Annotated in this window: 16 protein-coding genes; 7 read left to right on the top strand and 9 right to left on the bottom strand. The window is 66.8% G+C overall.

The features are described from left to right. Positions 1-69: 69 nt before the first annotated feature. The 3 genes from JOF46_RS02965 to JOF46_RS02955 all read right to left on the bottom strand — a co-directional run bounded on the left by JOF46_RS02965 (position 70) and on the right by JOF46_RS02955 (position 3,356). Positions 70-1,023: an acyl-CoA thioesterase gene (locus JOF46_RS02965; RefSeq protein ID WP_209905952.1), complete on the bottom strand. Its 954-nt coding sequence runs from the start codon at positions 1,021-1,023 to the stop codon at positions 70-72. Positions 1,024-1,152: 129 nt separating this feature from the next. After that, positions 1,153-2,514 (bottom strand): flavin-containing monooxygenase, encoded by a 1,362-nt coding sequence (locus JOF46_RS02960; RefSeq protein ID WP_209905951.1) that lies wholly within the window; start codon positions 2,512-2,514, stop codon positions 1,153-1,155. After that, the gene (locus tag JOF46_RS02955) at positions 2,511-3,356 is read right to left on the bottom strand and encodes an SDR family oxidoreductase (RefSeq protein ID WP_209905950.1); all 846 of its coding nucleotides are present in this window, start codon (positions 3,354-3,356) and stop codon (positions 2,511-2,513) included. The genes JOF46_RS02960 and JOF46_RS02955 overlap by 4 nt, the downstream gene beginning before the upstream one ends. A 122-nt stretch (positions 3,357-3,478) precedes the next feature. Between JOF46_RS02955 and JOF46_RS02950 the strand changes: the two genes are divergently transcribed. Further along, the gene (locus JOF46_RS02950; protein WP_209905949.1) at positions 3,479-4,096 is read left to right on the top strand and encodes a TetR/AcrR family transcriptional regulator; all 618 of its coding nucleotides are present in this window, start codon (positions 3,479-3,481) and stop codon (positions 4,094-4,096) included. Between the two features lie 147 nt (positions 4,097-4,243). Here JOF46_RS02950 and JOF46_RS02945 read toward each other — a convergent pair whose 3' ends face one another. Next, a complete protein-coding gene (locus tag JOF46_RS02945) occupies positions 4,244-4,798 on the bottom strand; it encodes an NAD(P)H-dependent oxidoreductase (RefSeq protein ID WP_209905948.1) in 555 nt (184 codons plus the stop codon). A 223-nt stretch (positions 4,799-5,021) separates the two neighbouring features. Here JOF46_RS02945 and JOF46_RS02940 point away from each other — a divergent pair, with 223 nt between their 5' ends. Beyond that, positions 5,022-7,583 (top strand): ATP-dependent Clp protease ATP-binding subunit, encoded by a 2,562-nt coding sequence (locus JOF46_RS02940; protein ID WP_209905947.1) that lies wholly within the window; start codon positions 5,022-5,024, stop codon positions 7,581-7,583. 114 nt (positions 7,584-7,697) lie between these two features. After that, on the top strand, positions 7,698-8,681 hold the full coding sequence (locus JOF46_RS02935; protein ID WP_209905946.1) for a matrixin family metalloprotease: 984 nt from the start codon (positions 7,698-7,700) through the stop codon (positions 8,679-8,681). 16 nt (positions 8,682-8,697) lie between these two features. Here JOF46_RS02935 and JOF46_RS02930 read toward each other — a convergent pair whose 3' ends face one another. Together JOF46_RS02930 and JOF46_RS02925 are read right to left on the bottom strand one after the other, a co-directional pair. Next, positions 8,698-9,360, bottom strand: a complete 663-nt coding sequence (locus tag JOF46_RS02930; RefSeq protein ID WP_209905945.1) for a hypothetical protein — start codon at positions 9,358-9,360, stop codon at positions 8,698-8,700. Between the two features lie 89 nt (positions 9,361-9,449). Then, the gene (locus JOF46_RS02925) at positions 9,450-9,812 is read right to left on the bottom strand and encodes a DUF302 domain-containing protein (protein ID WP_342592340.1); all 363 of its coding nucleotides are present in this window, start codon (positions 9,810-9,812) and stop codon (positions 9,450-9,452) included. A gap of 271 nt (positions 9,813-10,083) precedes the next feature. On the opposite strand from JOF46_RS02925, the gene JOF46_RS02920 reads away from it, so the two are divergent. Then, on the top strand, positions 10,084-10,620 hold the full coding sequence (locus tag JOF46_RS02920; RefSeq protein WP_209905944.1) for a hypothetical protein: 537 nt from the start codon (positions 10,084-10,086) through the stop codon (positions 10,618-10,620). Between the two features lie 61 nt (positions 10,621-10,681). Here the strand turns inward: JOF46_RS02920 and JOF46_RS02915 are convergent, their stop codons facing one another. After that, positions 10,682-11,884, bottom strand: coding sequence for a nuclease-related domain-containing protein (locus JOF46_RS02915; protein ID WP_209905943.1), 1,203 nt, complete (start codon positions 11,882-11,884; stop codon positions 10,682-10,684). Between the two features lie 300 nt (positions 11,885-12,184). On the opposite strand from JOF46_RS02915, the gene JOF46_RS22100 reads away from it, so the two are divergent. Then, entirely contained in the window at positions 12,185-12,682 is a 498-nt protein-coding gene (locus JOF46_RS22100; RefSeq protein ID WP_245347979.1) for a hypothetical protein, read from the top strand. A 48-nt stretch (positions 12,683-12,730) separates the two neighbouring features. After that, positions 12,731-14,086, top strand: coding sequence for a metallophosphoesterase family protein (locus JOF46_RS02910; protein WP_245347978.1), 1,356 nt, complete (start codon positions 12,731-12,733; stop codon positions 14,084-14,086). A 71-nt stretch (positions 14,087-14,157) separates the two neighbouring features. Here the strand turns inward: JOF46_RS02910 and JOF46_RS02905 are convergent, their stop codons facing one another. Then, positions 14,158-15,846, bottom strand: coding sequence for a long-chain-fatty-acid--CoA ligase (locus tag JOF46_RS02905; RefSeq protein WP_209905942.1), 1,689 nt, complete (start codon positions 15,844-15,846; stop codon positions 14,158-14,160). Positions 15,847-15,894: 48 nt separating this feature from the next. Then, positions 15,895-16,317, bottom strand: coding sequence for an aspartate 1-decarboxylase (gene panD / locus JOF46_RS02900; RefSeq protein ID WP_209905941.1), 423 nt, complete (start codon positions 16,315-16,317; stop codon positions 15,895-15,897). A 406-nt stretch (positions 16,318-16,723) separates the two neighbouring features. Between panD and JOF46_RS02895 the strand changes: the two genes are divergently transcribed. Next, a complete protein-coding gene (locus JOF46_RS02895) occupies positions 16,724-18,169 on the top strand; it encodes a GntP family permease (RefSeq protein WP_209905940.1) in 1,446 nt (481 codons plus the stop codon). Positions 18,170-18,172: the final 3 nt, after the last annotated feature.

Here is an 18,172-nt window from a genome sequence, read left to right as displayed (position 1 = left end):
ACCCCCGGGCTGCCTGCCGGTCGGCGGTGCGGGGCGCGGTTCCCCGGCGCGTGGCGATGGGCAGTTGCCTCAGTACACCCGGGCCTCGGCGAAGCGCATCGGGGGCAGCGCGGCACGCCGCCGCACCAGGTCCACGGCGTGGGCGTCCAGGCGCCTGTCCTCGTCGCTGGTGAGCACCAGCTGCGGCACCCCGGACGCGTGCCCCGACCCGTCGCGGGTCACGAAGATGGTCATGCACCGGGTCGTGTCGCGCCAGCTGCTTTCGCGAGGGTCCTTGGCCCTGACGTGCACCGCGATGTGCATGGAGTGCGGGCCGGTGTGGATCAGCCGGGCCTCGAGTTCGACGATGTCCCCGATGTGGATCGGGTTCAGGAAGTGGATGCCGCCGGAGTACACGGCCACGGCGTCCTGCTTGCACCACGCCATGGCGCAGGCCCGGGCGACCTCGTCGATCCAGCGCATCACGATCCCGCCGTGGGCGTTGCCGCCCCAGTTCACGTCGGTCGGCGCGGCCAGGAACCTGAAGGTCTCCCGCGGCGTGGTGCCGGCATCCGTGTAGTCCTGGGCGTTCATGGCGTCGCGGATGTCCGCGCGCGCCTCGATGCGTGCCGCGGCCCCGGCGGCCAGCTGTTCCGATTCGGCGTCGGCGGGCGTCCACTGCGGGACGTTCTTGGGCCGCCGTTGTTCGTCCATGGCCACGAAGACCAGGATGCAGTCCATGGCCGGGCGGAAGATCCGCTCGCGCACGTCCGCGGCGTCGACGGTGACGACCACCTGCATGCTGCTGCGCCCGGTGTGCACGATCCGGGCGGTGACCTCGATCAGGTCGCCGTTCTCGATGGGCCTGGTGAAGTGCACGTTCCCGACGTAGGCGGTGACGCAGTACCCGCCGGAATAGCCCACGGCGCAGGCGTATGCGGCCTTGTCGATCCATTCGAGCACGCGACCGGCCTGGACCGTGGCACCGTCCTCGGAAACGTCCGTCGGGGCAGCCAGGAAGCGCAGCGTCATCACATCGTTCATGGGGTACATCCTAACCAGCGGCCCCGGTGCCGGCCCCCACGGTGACGTGCCGCGGCCGCGGTCCGGGTTCCTCCCCCGACGCTTTGAGCCTCTTCCCTGGTGGGGCGGGACCGGCCGGCGGCTGCAACCTCAGGGTGCCGGGGACCCCGGACCGCCTTCGGCGGCTACCCGGTGCTGGCCCCGGATCCGCTCAAGGCGCAGCTCGAGCATGTAGTCGTCGAAGTCGACCTGGATGGTGTGGCGCGTCGAGGCCACGTAGCGCCTGGCCAGCCTGGCCCGGTAGCGTTCGATCTCGCGCTGTTGGGCAGCAACCGACGGCAGCTCGTAACGGCCCTGCAGGTGGTCGGCCACCAGCTGGGACTGGCGTTCGGCAATCGGCATCACGGCGCCAAGCGGTTGCACCAACCCGATGAAATACAGTCCGGGACATTGCGGGTGGAAGATGCGCCGGTACAGCTCGATCCGGTTGTCGGCACCGGGGTCCAGGAAGCCGGCGTCGAGGAACGGGAAGTTGATCCGGTATCCGGTGCAGTAGACGACCAGGTCCGCCTCGACCGAGGTGCCGTCGGTGAAGTTCACCCGGTCCTTCCCGAGCGAGGCGATGTTCGGCTTGGGCGTGATGGCCCCGTGGGCCAGCCGGTCCAGCACACGGCTGGAGATGGTGGGGTGGGACTGGGCGAACTTGTGGGTGGGTTCCGCCAGCCCGTAGCGGGACATCTTCCCGGTGTTCAGCCGCATCAGCGGCCTGGCCAGCGGCCAGCGCAGCCAGCCGGGCAACAGCTCGGAGGCGGCGGCCTGGTCGTAGGGCCGGCCAAAGACGTACTTGGGGATGATGTGTACGCCGCTGCGTGCGGCAAGCACCGTTGACTTGGCGCGGTAGGAGGCGTCGACCGCGATGTCCACGGCCGAGTTGCCCATGCCCAGGACCACGACGCGCTTTCCGTCCAGCTGCGCGTCGCTGTGGTAGGCATGCGAGTGGATCTGCTCCCCCTCGAATTCGTCCGCACCGGGGAAACCGGGGTCGGGCATCCGCGGATCCCAGTGGTGCCCGTTGGCAACGCAGACGTCGGTGTAGCGGCGGATCTCCCCGGTGCTGAGCCTGACCGCGAAGGTTCCCTCTGGAAGCCGCTCCACGTGGGCCACCCCCGTGTTGAAGGTGATCAGGTCCTTGAGCCCGAAGTGCTCCACATAGCTGTCGAAGTAGGCTGCCACATGATCGTGCCGCACGAAGTCGGGGAGGTCCTCGGGCATCGGGAAATCGGAGAACGCCATGCGCTTGCGCGACGTGTTGATGTGCAGGGTGTTGTAGGCGGCGGAGACCCCGTTGTTGTTGCCCCACACCCAGTTGCCACCCACCCGGTCCGAGAGCTCGAAGCAGTCGAAGTCCAGGCCGCGTTCGTTCAGCACCTTGATCATGGCGATCCCGCTGGCGCCGGCGCCGATCACGCAGATCCTCCGGGGAGTCGCTTCCCCGCTGTTGGATGTGTTCATGGTGTTTCCTTGTCTTCGTTTCCGGCGCGTACCAGGGTTGATTCGTAACGTTCCCTGGCCGCGGGGTTCGCCAGGGCGATCTGGTCCGGGACCATGGCGCGCAACACCGCATGCCGCGGACGTTCCGGCAGCAGCTCCACCACCCGGTACAGCGGTCCGATCCATGACGGGACGGTCACCTCGAAGCGAGGTTTCTGCACGGTTTTCACCACGGCGTCGGCCACGGCCCGCGGGCTGAGCAACGCAACCGAGCCGCTTGAGGTTCCGGCCGCCAACCGGGTGTCGACGACCGCGGGCATCACGACGCTCAGGTGCACCCCGCTGCCGTGAAGTTCGCTGTTGACCGCCTTGAGATAGCCAAGCACGGCATGCTTGCCGGCCGCATAGCTTGCCTCGCCTGCCGGCGCCAGCTTCGAGGAAGCCGAGGCCACCGTGAGGATGTGCCCCGAGCCCCTGCGGCGCATCGGTCCGGCCGCCAGCCGGACCCCTCGCATCACCCCGTGCACATTGACTTCGAACTGCCGGTGGATCGCGGCTTCGGGTTCCTCGTCGAACGGGCCCACCCACATCACCCCGGCATTGTTGACCAGCACGTCGATCGGGCCCAGCGCCAGTTCCGTCTGCTCCAGAAACTCCCGGAACGACGCGGTGCTGGTGACATCGAGCCCAAGCCCCAGGGCTCCGGGCAACAGTGCCGCAGCCTGGAGAACTTCTTCGTGGTCCAGGTCGCCGAGCGACACCTTGGCTCCGGCCTCGGCGAGCGCGCGGGCGATTTCGCGCCCGATCCCCCGGGCGGCCCCCGTCACGGCGACGACTTTGCCTTCAACCTGCGTCCTTGCCATTGGTTTTCCTCCCGGGCAACGCTTCACGGTCAATCTGACATACCGTCATGTCAGATATTTGCCCTAGCATTGCACGAATGGACCAGCATGGGAAGAGGACCGAGGGTAGACGTTATTCGGGCATGGATGCCGCAGACCGGATCTTGCGCCGGCGTGCCAGTCTGCTCGATGCCGCCCTCGAGCTCTTTGGCACCCAAGGCTATCTGGCCACGTCCGTCAAGGACCTTTGCACCCAGGCGGAATTGACCGAACGATACTTCTACGAATCCTTTCCGCGCCGCGAGGACCTGTTGCTCGACGTCTATTCGGGCCTGGTCGAACGGGTCTTCACGTTGACCATTGCGGCCATGGAAACCGCCGGAGACGACCGCCTGGTGCGCGCACGCCTGGGACTCGAGGCCTTCATCCGCTTCCTGCTGGAAGACGCCCGCAGGGCACGGGTGGTGTTGATCGAGGTCGTCGGGGTCTCCCCCGTCGTGGAGGACAGCCGAAATGCAGTGATGCACCGATTTGCCCAGGTTATCCTGGGTGCCTTCCTTACTCCGCCTGAAGGCGACCCCGCCGCCGCCACGCTGCCGCCGGAGGAGCTCGGCATGATGGCCACTGCATTGGTCGGTGCAGTGAACCACGTGCTGGCCGACTCGCTGGCCCGCGAGGGACGCCCGGATCCCGGGATGCTGGTCCGGGTTTGCGTCAGGCTCTTCGAGGCGTCCTACTCAAGCATTTTCCCGCGCGGCTAGCATTCCCGCCTGGCCGGACGCCAGCAGTGCCGATCCCTTCCCCCGCAGACGCTCCCGTTAACGCGCGCGTGGCGGGCACCTTGGGAAATGGTGCCCGCCACGCGCGGCGCATCGACCCCTTGCGGGACCAACACGGTCAATCTGGAATCAGTTGCTTTCGGCCACCGCGCGGATGCCCTCGAGTACCGCTGCGACCTGGCCGGCGACCTCCACGTCGTCCTTCGGGTGCAGGTCGGCGAAGCGGACCACCGAGTTCGGGATCGACAGCTTGACGTCCTCAAGGACGTTGGCGCCGGCGATGGCCAGCGCCTTGCGGGCCTCGTCCTGGGCCCAGACCCCGCCGTACTGGCCAAAGGCGGTGCCGATGACAGCTGCGGGCATGTCCTTGGCAACGCTGTTGCCGAACGGGCGCGAGAGCCAGTCGATGGCATTCTTCAGGACGGCGGGCATGGTGCCGTTGTATTCCGGGGAGACCAGCAGCAAGGCGTCGGCCTCGGCGGCAGCGGCGCGCAATTCAAGTGCCGCGGCGGGAACCTGGCCCTCGATGTCCTGGTCCTCGTTGTAGAACGGGATGTTCTCCAGTCCCGAGAAGACGTTGACCTCGACACCGGCGGGGGCGTTCAGGGCCGTGGCTTCGGCCAGCTGGCGGTTCGTCGATCCGTTGCGCAATGAACCGACGAGGGTGAGGACTGTGGTTGCCATGGGGGTCTCCTGTTTCTTGGCCTGCTATTCAAGCGTCACCCAAAACAACTGGCTCCGGTCTGCCGCGATTCCCGATCCGGCAGTGAATAGCGCCACACCCCGCGGGCCGTCGCTCCATCTCGCCGTCGGCGAACACGACCCGAGAGGGAAGGTGCTCGGGAATAACCTGTTGGCAACAGCGTTAACTTGAGTCAATGACACTCAAGTATCCATAGGAGGAAACATGCCAGCATTCTTTGGCCCGTCCGACGCCGGCAACGGCTCTTTCGAGGACTTCCTGGCGCGCTACCTGCAAGGCCAGCGCACCAGCCGCTTCGGGCGTCCCGTCGACATCACCCGGCTGCTCAGCCGCCACACGCACGAGGTGCTGACCCGTGCCGCGCAATTCGCCGTCGAACACGGCCACAGCGACATCGACGCGCTGCACCTGCTGCGCGTGATGCTCGAAACCGAACCCGTCGGCGAGGCGCTGCGCCGCTCGGGCGCGGACGCCGCGGCGATTGCCCGCGACGCCGAGCAGCGCCTGCCCGAATCCGGGCCGAAGCGCTCCGGTTCCACTCCCGCACTGACCCCATCGGCCCAGCGTGCGCTGCTGGATGCCTACCAGGTGGCCCGCGCCTTCGGCTCGACCTACATCGATCCCGAGCACCTGTTCCTGGCCTTCGTGCTGAACACCGAATCCCCCGCCGGGCAGGTCCTCTCCGCCGCCGGGGTCACCCCGCAATCCCTGCAGGCAGCCGCCGAGGGCACCGAACAGCCGGGCCACGGCACCGCACCGGAACCCCACTCCCCCACCAATAACGGGCCGGCCACCAAGGGACAGACCCCGATGCTGGAGAAGTTCGGCATGGACCTGACCGCCCGTGCCGCCGAGGACGGACTGGACCCGGTGATCGGCCGCGAAAAGGAGATTGAGCAGGCCATCGAGATCCTGGCCCGCCGCACCAAGAACAACCCGGTGCTGATCGGCGAGGCCGGCGTCGGCAAGACCGCCGTCGTCGAGGGACTGGCCCGAGCCATCGTCGCAGGCGAAGTCCCGGCCCAGCTGGCGGGCAAGCGCGTGGTCTCCCTCGACCTGCCCGCCATGGTCGCCGGCACCCGCTACCGCGGCGACTTCGAGGAACGCCTGACCCAGACCCTGGACGAGATCGCCGCCCAGGACGGCGAGGTGATCGTCTTCATCGACGAGCTGCACACCGTGGTCGGCGCCGGAGGCGGCGGGGGCGAGGGGTCCATGGACGCCGGCAACATCCTCAAGCCGCGACTGGCCCGCGGCGAGCTGCACCTGATCGGCGCCACCACGCTGGCCGAGTACCGGAAGGTGGAAAAGGACCCGGCCCTGGAACGCCGCTTCCAGCCGGTGACCATCGGCGAGCCCTCGATCGAGGACGCCGTGGCAATCCTGCACGGGCTCAAGGACCGCTACGCCCGGCACCACCAGGTGACCTACACCGACGAAGCGATCCGCGCCGCGGTCGAAATGTCGGCACGCTACGTGACCGATCGGTTCCTGCCGGACAAGGCCATCGACCTGATCGACACGGCCGGGGCCAGGCTGGGCCTGAAGCGCCCCGCCGGTGTGGACACCCAGGCGCTGGCGTCGCGGATCGCCGAGCTGGGCGCCGACAAGGACCGGGCTGTGGCCGAGGAGCGCTACGAGGACGCCTCGAGGCTGCGCGACGAGGCCGAGGAGCTGGGCGCCCGCCTGGCCGAGGCACGGGAGGGTGCCGCGGGCACCCCGTCGGCGGTGGTCAACGAGACCCAGATCGCCGAGGTCATCGCCCGTGCCACGGGCATTCCCGCCGCGCGGCTGACCAAGGACGAGAAGGGACGCCTGGCCCGCCTCGAGGAAGAGCTGCACGAGCGGGTCGTCGGGCAGGATGATGCCGTGGCGGCCGTCGCCAAGGCGGTGCGGCGTTCCCGCACCGGGCTGGGCGACGAGGGCAAGCCGGTGGGCAGCTTCCTGTTCCTGGGCCCCACCGGCGTGGGCAAGACCGAGCTGGCCAAGGCCCTGGCCGAATCGCTCTTCGGCGACGAGTCGGCCATGGTCAGGTTCGACATGAGCGAGTTCGGCGAGCGCCACACGGTCTCCCGGCTCGTTGGTGCCCCTCCGGGATACGTCGGCTACGACGAGGCCGGGCAGCTGACCGAGCGCGTGCGCCGGCGCCCATACTCGGTGGTGCTGCTGGACGAGGTGGAGAAGGCGCACCCGGACGTATTCAACCTGCTGCTGCAGGTGCTCGACGACGGCCGGCTCACCGACGGGCAGGGCCGCACCGTGGACTTCCGCAACACTGTCATCATCATGACCTCCAACCTGGGCTCGGAGTTCCTGGCCAGCCGCGGTGCTCCGCTGGGCTTCGGGTCCGACTCCGGGGCAGGGTCCGAGCGCGAGCTGCGCGCCAAGGTGATGGGCCGGCTGCGCGAGACCATGCGTCCGGAATTCCTGAACCGGATCGACGAGACGGTGCTGTTCCGCAAACTCGAGGCCGAGCAGCTGCGTTCGATCGTGCGGCTGCAGCTGCGCCGCACCGAGGCCCGGCTCGCCGCCCACGGCATCGGGCTTGACGTCGACGAGGCGGCGGTGGCCTGGATCGCCGAGGCCGGCCACGAGCCGGAGTTCGGTGCCAGGCCGCTGCGCCGGGTGATCTCCCGCGAGCTCGACGACAGGGTCGCAGACCTGCTGGTCACCGACGAGCTGGCAACCGGCGGGACAGTGGTGGTGACCGCGGTCGAGTCGGGCCTGCGGGTCTCGGCCTATCGGGACGCGGCGCTCGCGGCGTAGCAAAACCCCTGAGGGGCGGAAAAGCACTGCTTTTCCGCCCCCTTTGTTGCGCCCTGGCCTAAGCTGGGCCATGTGGGATTGGGGACCCGCACTGGCACAATCTTTGGGGGAAGAATGCCGCATCAAAAACCATGGAGCCAGGAACCCGAATTCGGGAACCGGGGCGGGCAACCGCTGCGCGCACCCAGCGGCCGGGTTCCGCAATGGGCGCTTGACGAGGCTGCACACCGGGCGGAGGCGCGGGAACCCGTGACCCGGGTCGTTCCGCTGCGAAGGACCGCACGCAGCTCGTTCCGCCGGCGCCGACGGCTTCCACGCCGCGGCTGGAACCTGGGCGTGGTCATTGCCCTGCTGGTGGGCCTCTACTACAGCCCGGTATTGCTCGAGCGCTACGTCATGCCTGCGCTGATCCCGATGGTTCCCTCATCCACCGTGCCGCCGCGCGGCGTCGATGCGGCTGCCGCGCCTTTGGGCACGCCGCCAGCCGGAACCGGGTCCGGGTCATTCCGGCTGCAGGAGTCCCCGGACCCCGGCCAGACCTTCGTCGCCTACGATCCCTGCCGACCCATACGCTACGTCATCCGCGCGGAGGACTCCCCCGTTGGCGGCGAGACCCTGATCCACCAGGCGGTCGGCGAGATTTCCGCCGCCACCGGGTTGCGCTTCATCTACGACGGGCCCACCACCGAAGGGCCAAGCGGGGAACGCGAACGGTACCAGCCCCAGCGCTACGGCAAGCGTTGGGCACCGCTTCTGATCGTGTGGTCGAACCCTGCCGAAACACCCCGCCTCGCCGGGGACGTGGGCGGGCTGGGCGGCAGCGACTACGCCCACACCCCCGGGCATCCGGTGGTCTACGTGGCCGGCCAGGTGATGCTGGATGCACCAGACATGTCCCGGTTCCTCGCATACCCCGGCGGCGCCACCTTGGTCCGCGCGGTCATCATGCACGAGCTCGGCCATGTGGTGGGGCTGGCACACGTGGAGGACCCGAGCCAGCTGATGTACGGCGACGGAAACAACCTGACGACGCTGGCTGACGGGGACCGTGCCGGGCTGGCTCTGCTGGGCACCGGGGCCTGCGTGCCGCAGCTGTAGCAGCCGCGCATCAAGGTCAGCCGGGGAAACCGAAGCAGGGGAAGAAGCCCTCGACGCCCGGCCGGGCCACCTCCACGCAGTTCGCCTTGACCAGTTCCAGGCTGGCAGCCGGATCGGTTCCCGACACCGAGCGTCCAGCGACCTTGACGCTGATGTCGGCGACCGCATCGCGGCGCAGGTTGTTGTCGACCGCGACGACGTTGCCCTCCGGGAAGTGGTCCGGGTTGCTGATGACGGTGTGCTCCAGCTCGCCGGTCCCGATCCAGGCAGCGTCCAGTTTCATGGTGACCGGATTGCCGTCGGAGTCCGTGCCCTCCATGGTGGTTGACACCGAGGCGTTGCGCAGCCTCGGGTCTGCCACCAGTTCGGCCATGCTCCTGGCCTCGAACATGATTCCCCCGCCGCCGCCGGCGGCTGCTGCCGGTTCTGCGCAGGTGTCGGAGATGCGCACGGCGACATCTGTCAGGCCTTGCTTGTTGACAGGTCCCGGCTGCGAGGCAAACATGCCGGTGCTCGAGGAGAGAAATACCTCCGTCAGTTCACAGCCGTCCTCCACGGCCACATACGCACCCCCATGCGTGGAGGAAATCACATGGTAGATGTTCGGCGCCGCAGTCGCCGGACCGACCCCCAGCGGCACCAATGCCAAGACCGCAAGCACGGCCAACGAGCGCTTCATGGTGTACTCCCCTCACGCGTGACACCTACAGGGTAGGGCCCGGAGGGCCCGCGTTCAATGGCCGAAACCCTCCTGCGCAACATAACCCGTCAGGTGCCGCGCAGCCGCTCCAGCGCCGCCTTCAAGCGGGTGTCCGCGTCGGTCGCGACCTCGCGGATGGCCGGGTTGCCACTGATCCGGGCCAGCAGCTGCGCGTCGATGGTCTCGGTGGTGGTTTCGGTCGAGTCCGCTGCCCGACGGATGACGCCGTTCAAGGGCAACCGTGCCCCGAACATGGGTTCGGTCAGGAGCCCCCGATTGGCAAGATGCGGATTCCATGCACCCAAAACCAGGTAGCGACCGATCCTGTCGGCCGATTCCGGGCAGATGTTCGCCCCCAAGACCGCATGCACGTCAATCTCGGTCAACGCCCCGAAACCCTGTCGACCCAAGGCATCCTTCGTTTTGGCCACAGCTTCCTTCCATGCCAGCGAAACGGTGATGCTGCGTGTAGCCCGTTTCCGTGGTCCTCCCGCTGCGCATCGCGCGTCGAAGTGTCGGTGTTTGCGGCCAAGCCTGGCCGCGTTCGTCGCAGCTGTCTGTCCCGCGCAGGGAACCAGTGCGGCCACTTTCCCGCCCAAGGAAGCCGTCCCTTTACATGCTCGAAGCCTCTCTGCTAATGTCCAACTCAGCGGCCATTTTTGGTCGCGTTACTGGGGAAACAACTTAATCTTGGGGGAAACCATGAAGAAATCCATGGCTCTATTTGCCATGTCCGGATTCACTGCAGCGGCCTTGTTTGTCGCTGCCCCGGCATCGGCCGACTGGACGGTGGATCCGTCCACCGGCGTCGGATTCGTCGGCAAGGGCGACGTGCAGGACGCGTTCGGCTGGAACGACCACGACCTGCAGGCCAACCACGAGGGCGTGTCATTCGCCTTGACCGCGAAAACCACGTCGACCACGACCTGGTCGTGCTTCAACTCGAAGAACGGGAAGTTCCAGGACCGCGAACATGTCGTCCTGGCCGACACCACCGGCGAGCTGCTCTACGAGGCCCGCACCAACCCGCAAAACAAGGTCACCAGATTCCTGCTCACCGGTCTTGCCGAGGGATCGAGTTCCGTGACCGAGTCCGACGGGCCGAAGCTGGGATCCTGCCCCAATGGCCCGTGGTCGTTCGTCGAAGGCAGCCAGGACACCACCGTCACCGGAGGAGAGTCGGCACTGTCCGTCAGCTTTGCCGACCAGGTCCAGGTCCTGACGCACGCTGCGGCATAGTAGCCACCTTCGTTCGGGCCGGATGCCGCACTGCGGCATCCGGCCCGAACCGCTTTAACATCTACTTCAGCAGTGCGATCATCCGGGCCATCACGTAGCGGTCGACCAACCCGCATTTTTGCCCCTGCAACAGCCAGCGCCCGATCATCTCGATCCCGTCCTGGACTCCGGTTGCCGGGATCCCCGTCGGGGAAATGTGCGCCCCGGCGGTGAACGTTATCGCGCCCTCGTCATTGGAGTGGATCAGCACGTGGCAGCCGACCTCTGCCGCGGCGTTGGCCGTCATGGGGTGGCGCTGCACGTGGTCCATGTGGATGTCCCGCCGGTCGACTCGTCGTCCACGTACGTATCCGAGCTTGTCGGCTTCCAGCCACCGGTACTCCCCGGGCTTCCAGAACTTTGAGTCAATGAACAGCACCCGGTCCCCGTTGACCACCGCATGGTCGATGTCGGCGACGCTGCTGCCCGGAAAGCGGAGCCCGTGGAAGATCCGGGTTCCCGGGATGCGCAACAGCGATTCAAGCGCCAGCGCGGTGCGCCGCTCCCCGATCACGCCCTTGGCAATGTTTTCCTTCCTGAACCGGCTCCAGCCGTTGGACAGCGCCCCGCCGCCCACGCCAAACACGTGTTGGTCGACCGCACGCCGCGTCGCCGCGTAAGGCCAGAAGCGACTGACCGCCACCAGTCCGGCCCCGCACAGCCCGATGGGCACCAACGCGATGGGAGCCGGGGCGGCAACCAGCACAAGCATGGATCCCAGCACCCCGGCCACGAGCCCCAGGACCACGAGCAGGCGCAGCAGGTTGTGGCCCCGCCCGATCCTTTCCTCGCTGCCCAGGGTTTCTTCCCACCAGGACAACCGTTCCGGGTCGAATCGCGGCGCCGGTGCGGCCGGTGCCACTCGCGGCGGGACCGACCCGCCGTCCGTGGGCCCGGGCGTTGCTGGCGGCTCGGGTTCGGCCTCGCGCAGCTGCCGGGCCGGATTGCCTGCCACCCGTTCGGGCGGCAACGGGCCCGTCACCCGGCGCGGCGGTGCAGCCGTAGCTGCCGCAGGTACCTCGGGTACTGCAGGCGGCACCTCGGGTTCGGGAACGTCTCGGGTGGCAGCACCCCGTTCGACCGGCGGGTACGATTCGCCCGGCGACGGGTTGGTCAGCAACCAGAAGTCGTAATCGAAGCGCCTGTCCGGATCCCCCACGATGTACCAGGCACCCATGATCCGTTCGGTCAGCTGGGCGTCGCTTCGATTGCGCCAGATCGCCAACCTTGCGGCAGCGTTGATCTGATTGGGCGATGCGGAACGCCCAATCCCCAAGAACTCATAGTGATCCAAAGCTTCTCCCCCAAGAAAATGGCCATGACTTCTCCAAACCTATGTCCGCACAGGCTGCTCCGCAAGGGGTGCACAACGCCACGGGAACCCTCCGGATGCTTCGTGGGCGGCACCGCCCGGCAACCTTCCGTACACCTGTGGGCCACCAGCGGTTGGCTCCCGTCGTGGAAGATAAGGGCGCGTGCCGCTCTCCCGGCAGCGCCATCCCACCACCGCACCGTGAGGCACCACATGAAGAAGTCCCTGTCCGCTGCCCTGGCCCTTGCCGTTCTGGCCGGACCGTTGCTGGCCGCACCCGCCGGCGCCGCTCCCGCGCCAGCGAGCACCGCAATCGGCGCCCGTGACGCCCAGCCCGGTTTCCGCGTTCTGCCGTACCTGCAAAACCCCAAGTCGGACACCATGACCATCAGCTGGATCAGCGAAACCGCCGACCCGGGAACCCTGACCGTCACCGGTCCGGGCATCGGCAACGGCAAGGGCCGCGGATCCGGAAACCAGCTCAAGCTGGTTTCCGTTCCCGAGTACCTGCCACTGATGGAATACACGCAGAAGGAACTTGACCAGTCCATCGCCGGATTGGTGAAGGGCTCCTGGCTCAAGGCAAACTCCAACTACAAGCACACGCTCACCGTCACGGGGCTGAAGGCCAGCAAGGACTACAACTACACCGTCAACCAGGGCGGCAAACTCCACGAAGCCAGCTTCTCCACCGCCCCGGATGCCGATTAGTGGGAGGACCTGCGGCTGATCGCGTTCTCCGATTCCGAGACCGAGCCCATGGGCCGCACCGAGCATCGCGAATGGGACCTGAACACGGCCAACGGATACACGGAAGATTCCGAGCAGCGCCCCGGAGCCGGTTCGGCCTGGGCACAGAAGTTCGGCTCCACCACCCGCTACGGCGATTTCACGCTGCGCTACCCGCTCAGCCAGGACACCGCGATGCGCCAAAACATGGCGGCCATCGAGGCCGCCGACCCGGATTTGATGCTCATCGCCGGGGACCTGGTCCAGGGCGCCGGATACCAGCCAGCCTGGGACGAATTCTTCGGCTACTTCGCCGGCGAGCACGGCGACCTGGCCTCGAACGTCCCGTTGGTCACGGCGCTGGGCAACTGGGAGACCTATGCGGCGATCAACGGCGGTTACGGCACGCCGGCGGACCAGTCCCCCGCGGTCATCTCGCGGAACAAATACCTCTCCTACTTCGACAACGACGGTGACGCCGCCAACCCTGCCACCCAGGGCTCTTACTACCGCGTCGACCACGGTCCCGTCACCGTGCTGACCCTGGATTCGACCAACGGTGAACCGGACGAGAACACCACGACCGGGACGCTGTCAGGAGAACCCTTCTCCGGAGACGACAGCAACCTCACCGCTCAGAACCTCTCCACCGACACCCAGGGCGAGTTCACCGACGCGGACTACGACAAGGCCTACACCGCTCTCTTCGAGGGCACCACCGCCAAGGATTCGGATCTGCCGAACATGACCGTCGGCGGCAAGCAGTGGAAGTGGGCGGAAAAGCAGTTGGCCGAGGCCCGCGAGCAGGGACAGATCGTCATCGTGCAGTTCCACCATGCCGCTTACTCCTCGGGCGTGCACGGCACCCCGCCGAACCATGAATACGCCGACAACCAGTCCGGCACGGCGATGCGCGCATACTCGCCGCTCTTTGAGAAGCACGGGGTTGCCGCGGTGATCTCGGGACACGACGAGATGTTCGAGCGCTCCTGGGTCGACGGGGACGGAGACGGACAGGGCTTCCACTCCTATGACGTCGGCGCCGCCTCCGACGGGCTGCGCGGCGAGCAGCTGGTGAAGAACGCCGAAGGCAAGTACGAGCCGCTGCGCTTCAACACCCACTCGAAGTGGTCCGCCGCGGCAAACCAGCCCGAGACCTGGGCCACCGACGGGACCGGCACCCCGCAGCTGGTTGACGGGGGCCTGCACTACGGGCACCTGCAGATCGACATCGCCCGGAAGGGTTCGGGGGCCGAGATCACGCTCAGCCCGGTCTACCTCTTCCCGGTGCTGGACAAGGACTACAAGTTGGTGAATACCGAACGCCGCGTCTACGACGACGTCGTGGGCATCTCGGTCGGCGCCGACGGCACCGCCACCAAGTAGGCCTTCAAACAAACGAAGCCCGGGAGGGTTGCGGCACCGGCCGCATCCCTCCGGGGTTTTCGCGCGGGGTCCTACAGGTCCGGGTTGACCTGCTCCCGGACCTGCTTGCGCAGGATCTTGCCGAGCATCGAGCGGGGCAGGTCCTCAATGGCCACGATCCGCTTGGGCACCTTGTAGCCGGCCAGCTGGGAGCGGCAGTGCTCGCGCAGCGCGTCCTCGTCCAGCGCAGTGCCGGGCTCCAGCTCCACCGCGGCCACCACCATCTCCCCGCCGCGTTCCAGCGCGTTGCCGAACACCGCGGCGTCCTTCACATCCGGGTGGGCGCGCAGCACGGATTCGACCTCGGTGGGCGAGACGTTGAAGCCGCCGGTGATGATCAGTTCCTTGGCGCGGTCCACGATCGTGGCGAAGCCGTCGGCATCGACCGTCACCACGTCCCCGGTGCGCAGCCATCCGTCCGTGGTGAGCGTCTTGGCGGTTTCCTCCGGGTTGTTCCAGTACCCGGAGAACACCTGCGGGCCCTTGAGCAGCAGCTCGCCGGGTTCGCCCTGGGCCACCTCGAGAGACGGATCATCCAGGTCAACGACCTTCATCAACGTCGAGGGGAACGGCACCCCGATGGTGCCGGTGCGCCGGGTCGGATGGAACGGGTTGCCCAGGGCCACCGGGGAGGATTCGGTCATCCCGTAGCCCTCGACCAGCAGCCCGCCGGACACCGATTCCCAGAGCTCGACCACGGAATCGGGCAGGTTCATGGCCCCGGAGATGCAGTACTTGGCCGAGCGCAGCGAGACGCCCTTCTCCTTGGCGGCCATGGCGGTGCGCTCGTAGATCGGTGGCACCGCGCAGTACACGGTGGCCGGGGACTTCTTCATGGCCTCCAGCACCAGGTCCGGGTCGAACTTCGGGAAGAGCACCAGCAGGCCCTGCTTCTTCACCCCGAAGGTCAGGTACAGGGTCATGCCGAAGGCGTGGAACATCGGGAGGATCGCGTAGAGGATTTCCTTGCGTTCCCGGGCCCCGGCCATCCAGGCCTCGCCCTGCAGCGCGTTGGCGTACAGGTTGTAGTGGGTGAGCATGGCGCCCTTGGGATTGCCCGTGGTTCCGGAGGTGTATTGGATGACCGCCAGGTCCTCCACGCCCGGGCGCGGGTGGGCGGCATCGAGCCGCTCGGCCTTGAGCAGATCCTTCCAGGGCATGGTCCCCGGTGCCGCCGCGGTCAATGCGGCCTTGGATGCGCGCAGCTTTTTCACTGGCAGGTTCAGGGCCAGGCGCTTCACGGTCGGCAACGCCTCGAGCAGGTTTACCGAGATGACGGTGTCGATGCGCACGTCCTTCGGGAACTGGCGCACGGAATCGGCTGCCTTGTCCCAGGCGATGACGATGCGGGCCTGATGGTCCTCGAATTGGTGGCGCAATTCGCGGGAGGTATACAACGGGTTGTGTTCAACGACCACCGCGCCCAGGCGCAGCACCGCGTAGAACGCAATGACGTGCTGCGGGCAGTTGGGCAGGATCAGCGCGACCCTGTCTCCGACGCGAACCCCAAGCTTGCGCAGGCCCTCGGCGGCGCGTTCCACCTGCTCGCCGAGTTCGCGGTAGCTGGTGCGCCGGCCGAAGAATTCGGTGGCGGGGCTGTCCCCTGCCTCGGCGACCGAGCGCTCGAACATCGCGCTCAGCGATTCGGTGGGCAGCTCGATCTCGGCCGGGACCCCCGGCTGGTAGTTCTTGGTCCAGGGGTGCGCGGCAGTATTCTCCATGGTTCCATCATGCCGCCATTCACGTCACGGGAACGACCGGGGCGCTTCTCAGGCGTCGGCGAAGATGGCGAACGGCGGGGTTTCCAGGCCGTCGGCAAGCGCTTCGGCCGGGTTGGTTCCCAGCGCGCGGATGGCGTTGTTCTCGTCCACGTGCACCACGGCCGGCTTGTAGGCGCGGGCCTCGGCGTTGGTCATGGAGGCATAGGTGATGATGATGACCAGGTCTCCCACGTCGACCAGGTGGGCCGCGGCGCCGTTGATGCCGATGACTCCCGATCCGCGTTCGCCGGCGATCGTGTAGGTTTCCAGCCGGGCACCGTTGGTGACATCGACGATCGAGACCAGCTCGCCGGGCAGGATGTCCGCGGCGTCGAGCAGGTCCGCGTCGATGGTGATGGAGCCGACGTAGTGCAGGTCCGCATGGGTGACCGTGGCACGGTGGATCTTGGACTTGAACATGGTTCGCTGCATGGGGGATCTCCTGGAGGGGGTAGCGCAGGGGCCGGCAATCTTCCTTGAGTGCCTGCCTCGTTGCGCCGGATTCATGCAGGGTATGTCCCGGCGCCTAAGACATTCTAGACGGGCGGCCCGACAGTTGTCTGTGACGCATTGGCTATCACCGATGAGGCAAGGAACATGGGAACGCCGCCCGCATGCAGCGGCCCACACCAACATACGGGTCCCGGGTCCACGGATTGCTGGCGGCACGAATCAAGCGGCGGCTCGGCCCCAGAACCGTCTTCACCTTGTCCGGTCCTGCGATCAATTCAATTTCATTTGTTTACATAGTGAGCTTCAACCCATACTATGAGTTGAGCGAAGTGGTGCAGCTCACCATCAAGGCAGATTCCTCCCTCCTTTACGATCGGATCAACTCATGTCAGAAACTGCGATTCTGATCAACACCGCGGTGGCCGTCCTGGCCACCGTGCTGCTGATCGTTAGATTCAAGGTCAATCCCGTCATCGCCCTGGTTCTCGGTTCCCTGTACCTGGGCCTATCGACGGGACTGGGCATCACCAAGACCATCGAAACCATCACCGGCGGCTTCGGCGAGATCATGGTCGAGGTCGGACTACTGATCGCATTCGGTGTCCTGATGGGCTCGATCCTGAATGAGACGGGAGCCATCAGACGCCTCGTGGAGCACCTTCTTCGCGTATTCGGCCCCAAGGCCCTTCCCTACACCATGGCCCTGGCCATCGGCACTGCGCTGCAGTCGATCTTCCTTGACGTGCTGCTGGTCATCTCCGCGCCGCTGGCCCGACGCATGGCTCCGAAAATCGGCAAGCTCGGCACGGCCCGCATGGCCGCGGCCATGGCCATCGCGCTGGAGTGCGGCATCGTCTTCATGGTTCCCGGCGTAGCTTCTCTGGCCCTGGCCGGCCTGCTCGGGGTCCCCCTTGGAAAAATGCTGATCTTCGGGTTCCTTGTCGTCGTGCCCACGATCATTATTTCCATTGCCATCATGACGTTCCTGTTCAAGCGTGGATTCTGGAAATCCGACCGCGATGAGCAAAACCTCTTCGAAGAAGAAGACTTTCCGCAGGCCAGCTCCAGCGATGCCCATGGACCGGCAGCCTACGGCGTTTCTTCCACTGCTGTGGAAACGGCATCCGGCGGCACACTGCCGCAGGTGGCGCCCGGATCCGTGGCCGTCGCCGAGCCCGAGGGCCGCGAAGCACCGCTGCTGCTGCTTTTCACCCCCTTGCTGCTGTCCCTGGCGCTCATTGCCACCGGTGCCGTGGTCGAAATCCTTGGCCTTGAGATCGCGCCCCTGAAGCTCGTGGGCGATCCGGTCGTTGCGCTGCTGATCGGCTTGATCGGAACCACGCTGGTGGGCCGCTACACAGTGGGGCAGAAGAGCGTGGAGAACGCCATTGCCTCTGGATTCAAGGAAAGCGGCCAAATCCTGTTGCTCACCGGTGTGGGCGGATCCCTCGCCGCAACCGTCGCAGCCGCGGGCCTGGGCGATATCCTGGGCAAATTCTTCACCGCCAGCCCCGTGGCTCCGTTGCTTGTGGTCTGGGGCATCGCCGCCATCCTTCACATCGCCGTCGGTTCGGTGACCCTGTCCGCCATCACCGCGGCGGGCCTGCTCGCACCGATCGCACCGGCCCTGGGAATCGACCCGGTGCTCATCGCGCTGGCCGCCGGAGCCGGCTCGCTATTCATGGTCCATGTCACCTCCAACACCTTCTGGCTCCTGCAGTCCCTGCTGGGCCAAACCGTCCGCGGTGCACTGAAGACGGTCACCTTCGGGGTCTCCGTAGCCTCGGTCGTGGCCATGCTGGTTGTCCTGGTCCTGTCCATCTTCATCTAGCCT

It is taken from the genome of Paeniglutamicibacter psychrophenolicus (assembly GCF_017876575.1).
Taxonomy (GTDB): Bacteria; Actinomycetota; Actinomycetes; order Actinomycetales; family Micrococcaceae; genus Paeniglutamicibacter; species Paeniglutamicibacter psychrophenolicus.
This window is presented reverse-complemented; position numbering and strand designations above follow the sequence as displayed.

Coding starts and splice junctions, on each gene's coding strand:
- JOF46_RS02965 (WP_209905952.1), bottom strand. CDS start 1,023: ATGAACGATGTGATGACGCTGCGCTTCCTGGCTGCCCCGACGGACGTT.
- JOF46_RS02960 (WP_209905951.1), bottom strand. CDS start 2,514: ATGAACACATCCAACAGCGGGGAAGCGACTCCCCGGAGGATCTGCGTG.
- JOF46_RS02955 (WP_209905950.1), bottom strand. CDS start 3,356: ATGGCAAGGACGCAGGTTGAAGGCAAAGTCGTCGCCGTGACGGGGGCC.
- JOF46_RS02950 (WP_209905949.1), top strand. CDS start 3,479: ATGGATGCCGCAGACCGGATCTTGCGCCGGCGTGCCAGTCTGCTCGAT.
- JOF46_RS02945 (WP_209905948.1), bottom strand. CDS start 4,798: ATGGCAACCACAGTCCTCACCCTCGTCGGTTCATTGCGCAACGGATCG.
- JOF46_RS02940 (WP_209905947.1), top strand. CDS start 5,022: ATGCCAGCATTCTTTGGCCCGTCCGACGCCGGCAACGGCTCTTTCGAG.
- JOF46_RS02935 (WP_209905946.1), top strand. CDS start 7,698: ATGCCGCATCAAAAACCATGGAGCCAGGAACCCGAATTCGGGAACCGG.
- JOF46_RS02930 (WP_209905945.1), bottom strand. CDS start 9,360: ATGAAGCGCTCGTTGGCCGTGCTTGCGGTCTTGGCATTGGTGCCGCTG.
- JOF46_RS02920 (WP_209905944.1), top strand. CDS start 10,084: ATGAAGAAATCCATGGCTCTATTTGCCATGTCCGGATTCACTGCAGCG.
- JOF46_RS22100 (WP_245347979.1), top strand. CDS start 12,185: ATGAAGAAGTCCCTGTCCGCTGCCCTGGCCCTTGCCGTTCTGGCCGGA.
- JOF46_RS02910 (WP_245347978.1), top strand. CDS start 12,731: ATGGGCCGCACCGAGCATCGCGAATGGGACCTGAACACGGCCAACGGA.
- JOF46_RS02905 (WP_209905942.1), bottom strand. CDS start 15,846: ATGGAGAATACTGCCGCGCACCCCTGGACCAAGAACTACCAGCCGGGG.
- panD (WP_209905941.1), bottom strand. CDS start 16,317: ATGCAGCGAACCATGTTCAAGTCCAAGATCCACCGTGCCACGGTCACC.
- JOF46_RS02895 (WP_209905940.1), top strand. CDS start 16,724: ATGTCAGAAACTGCGATTCTGATCAACACCGCGGTGGCCGTCCTGGCC.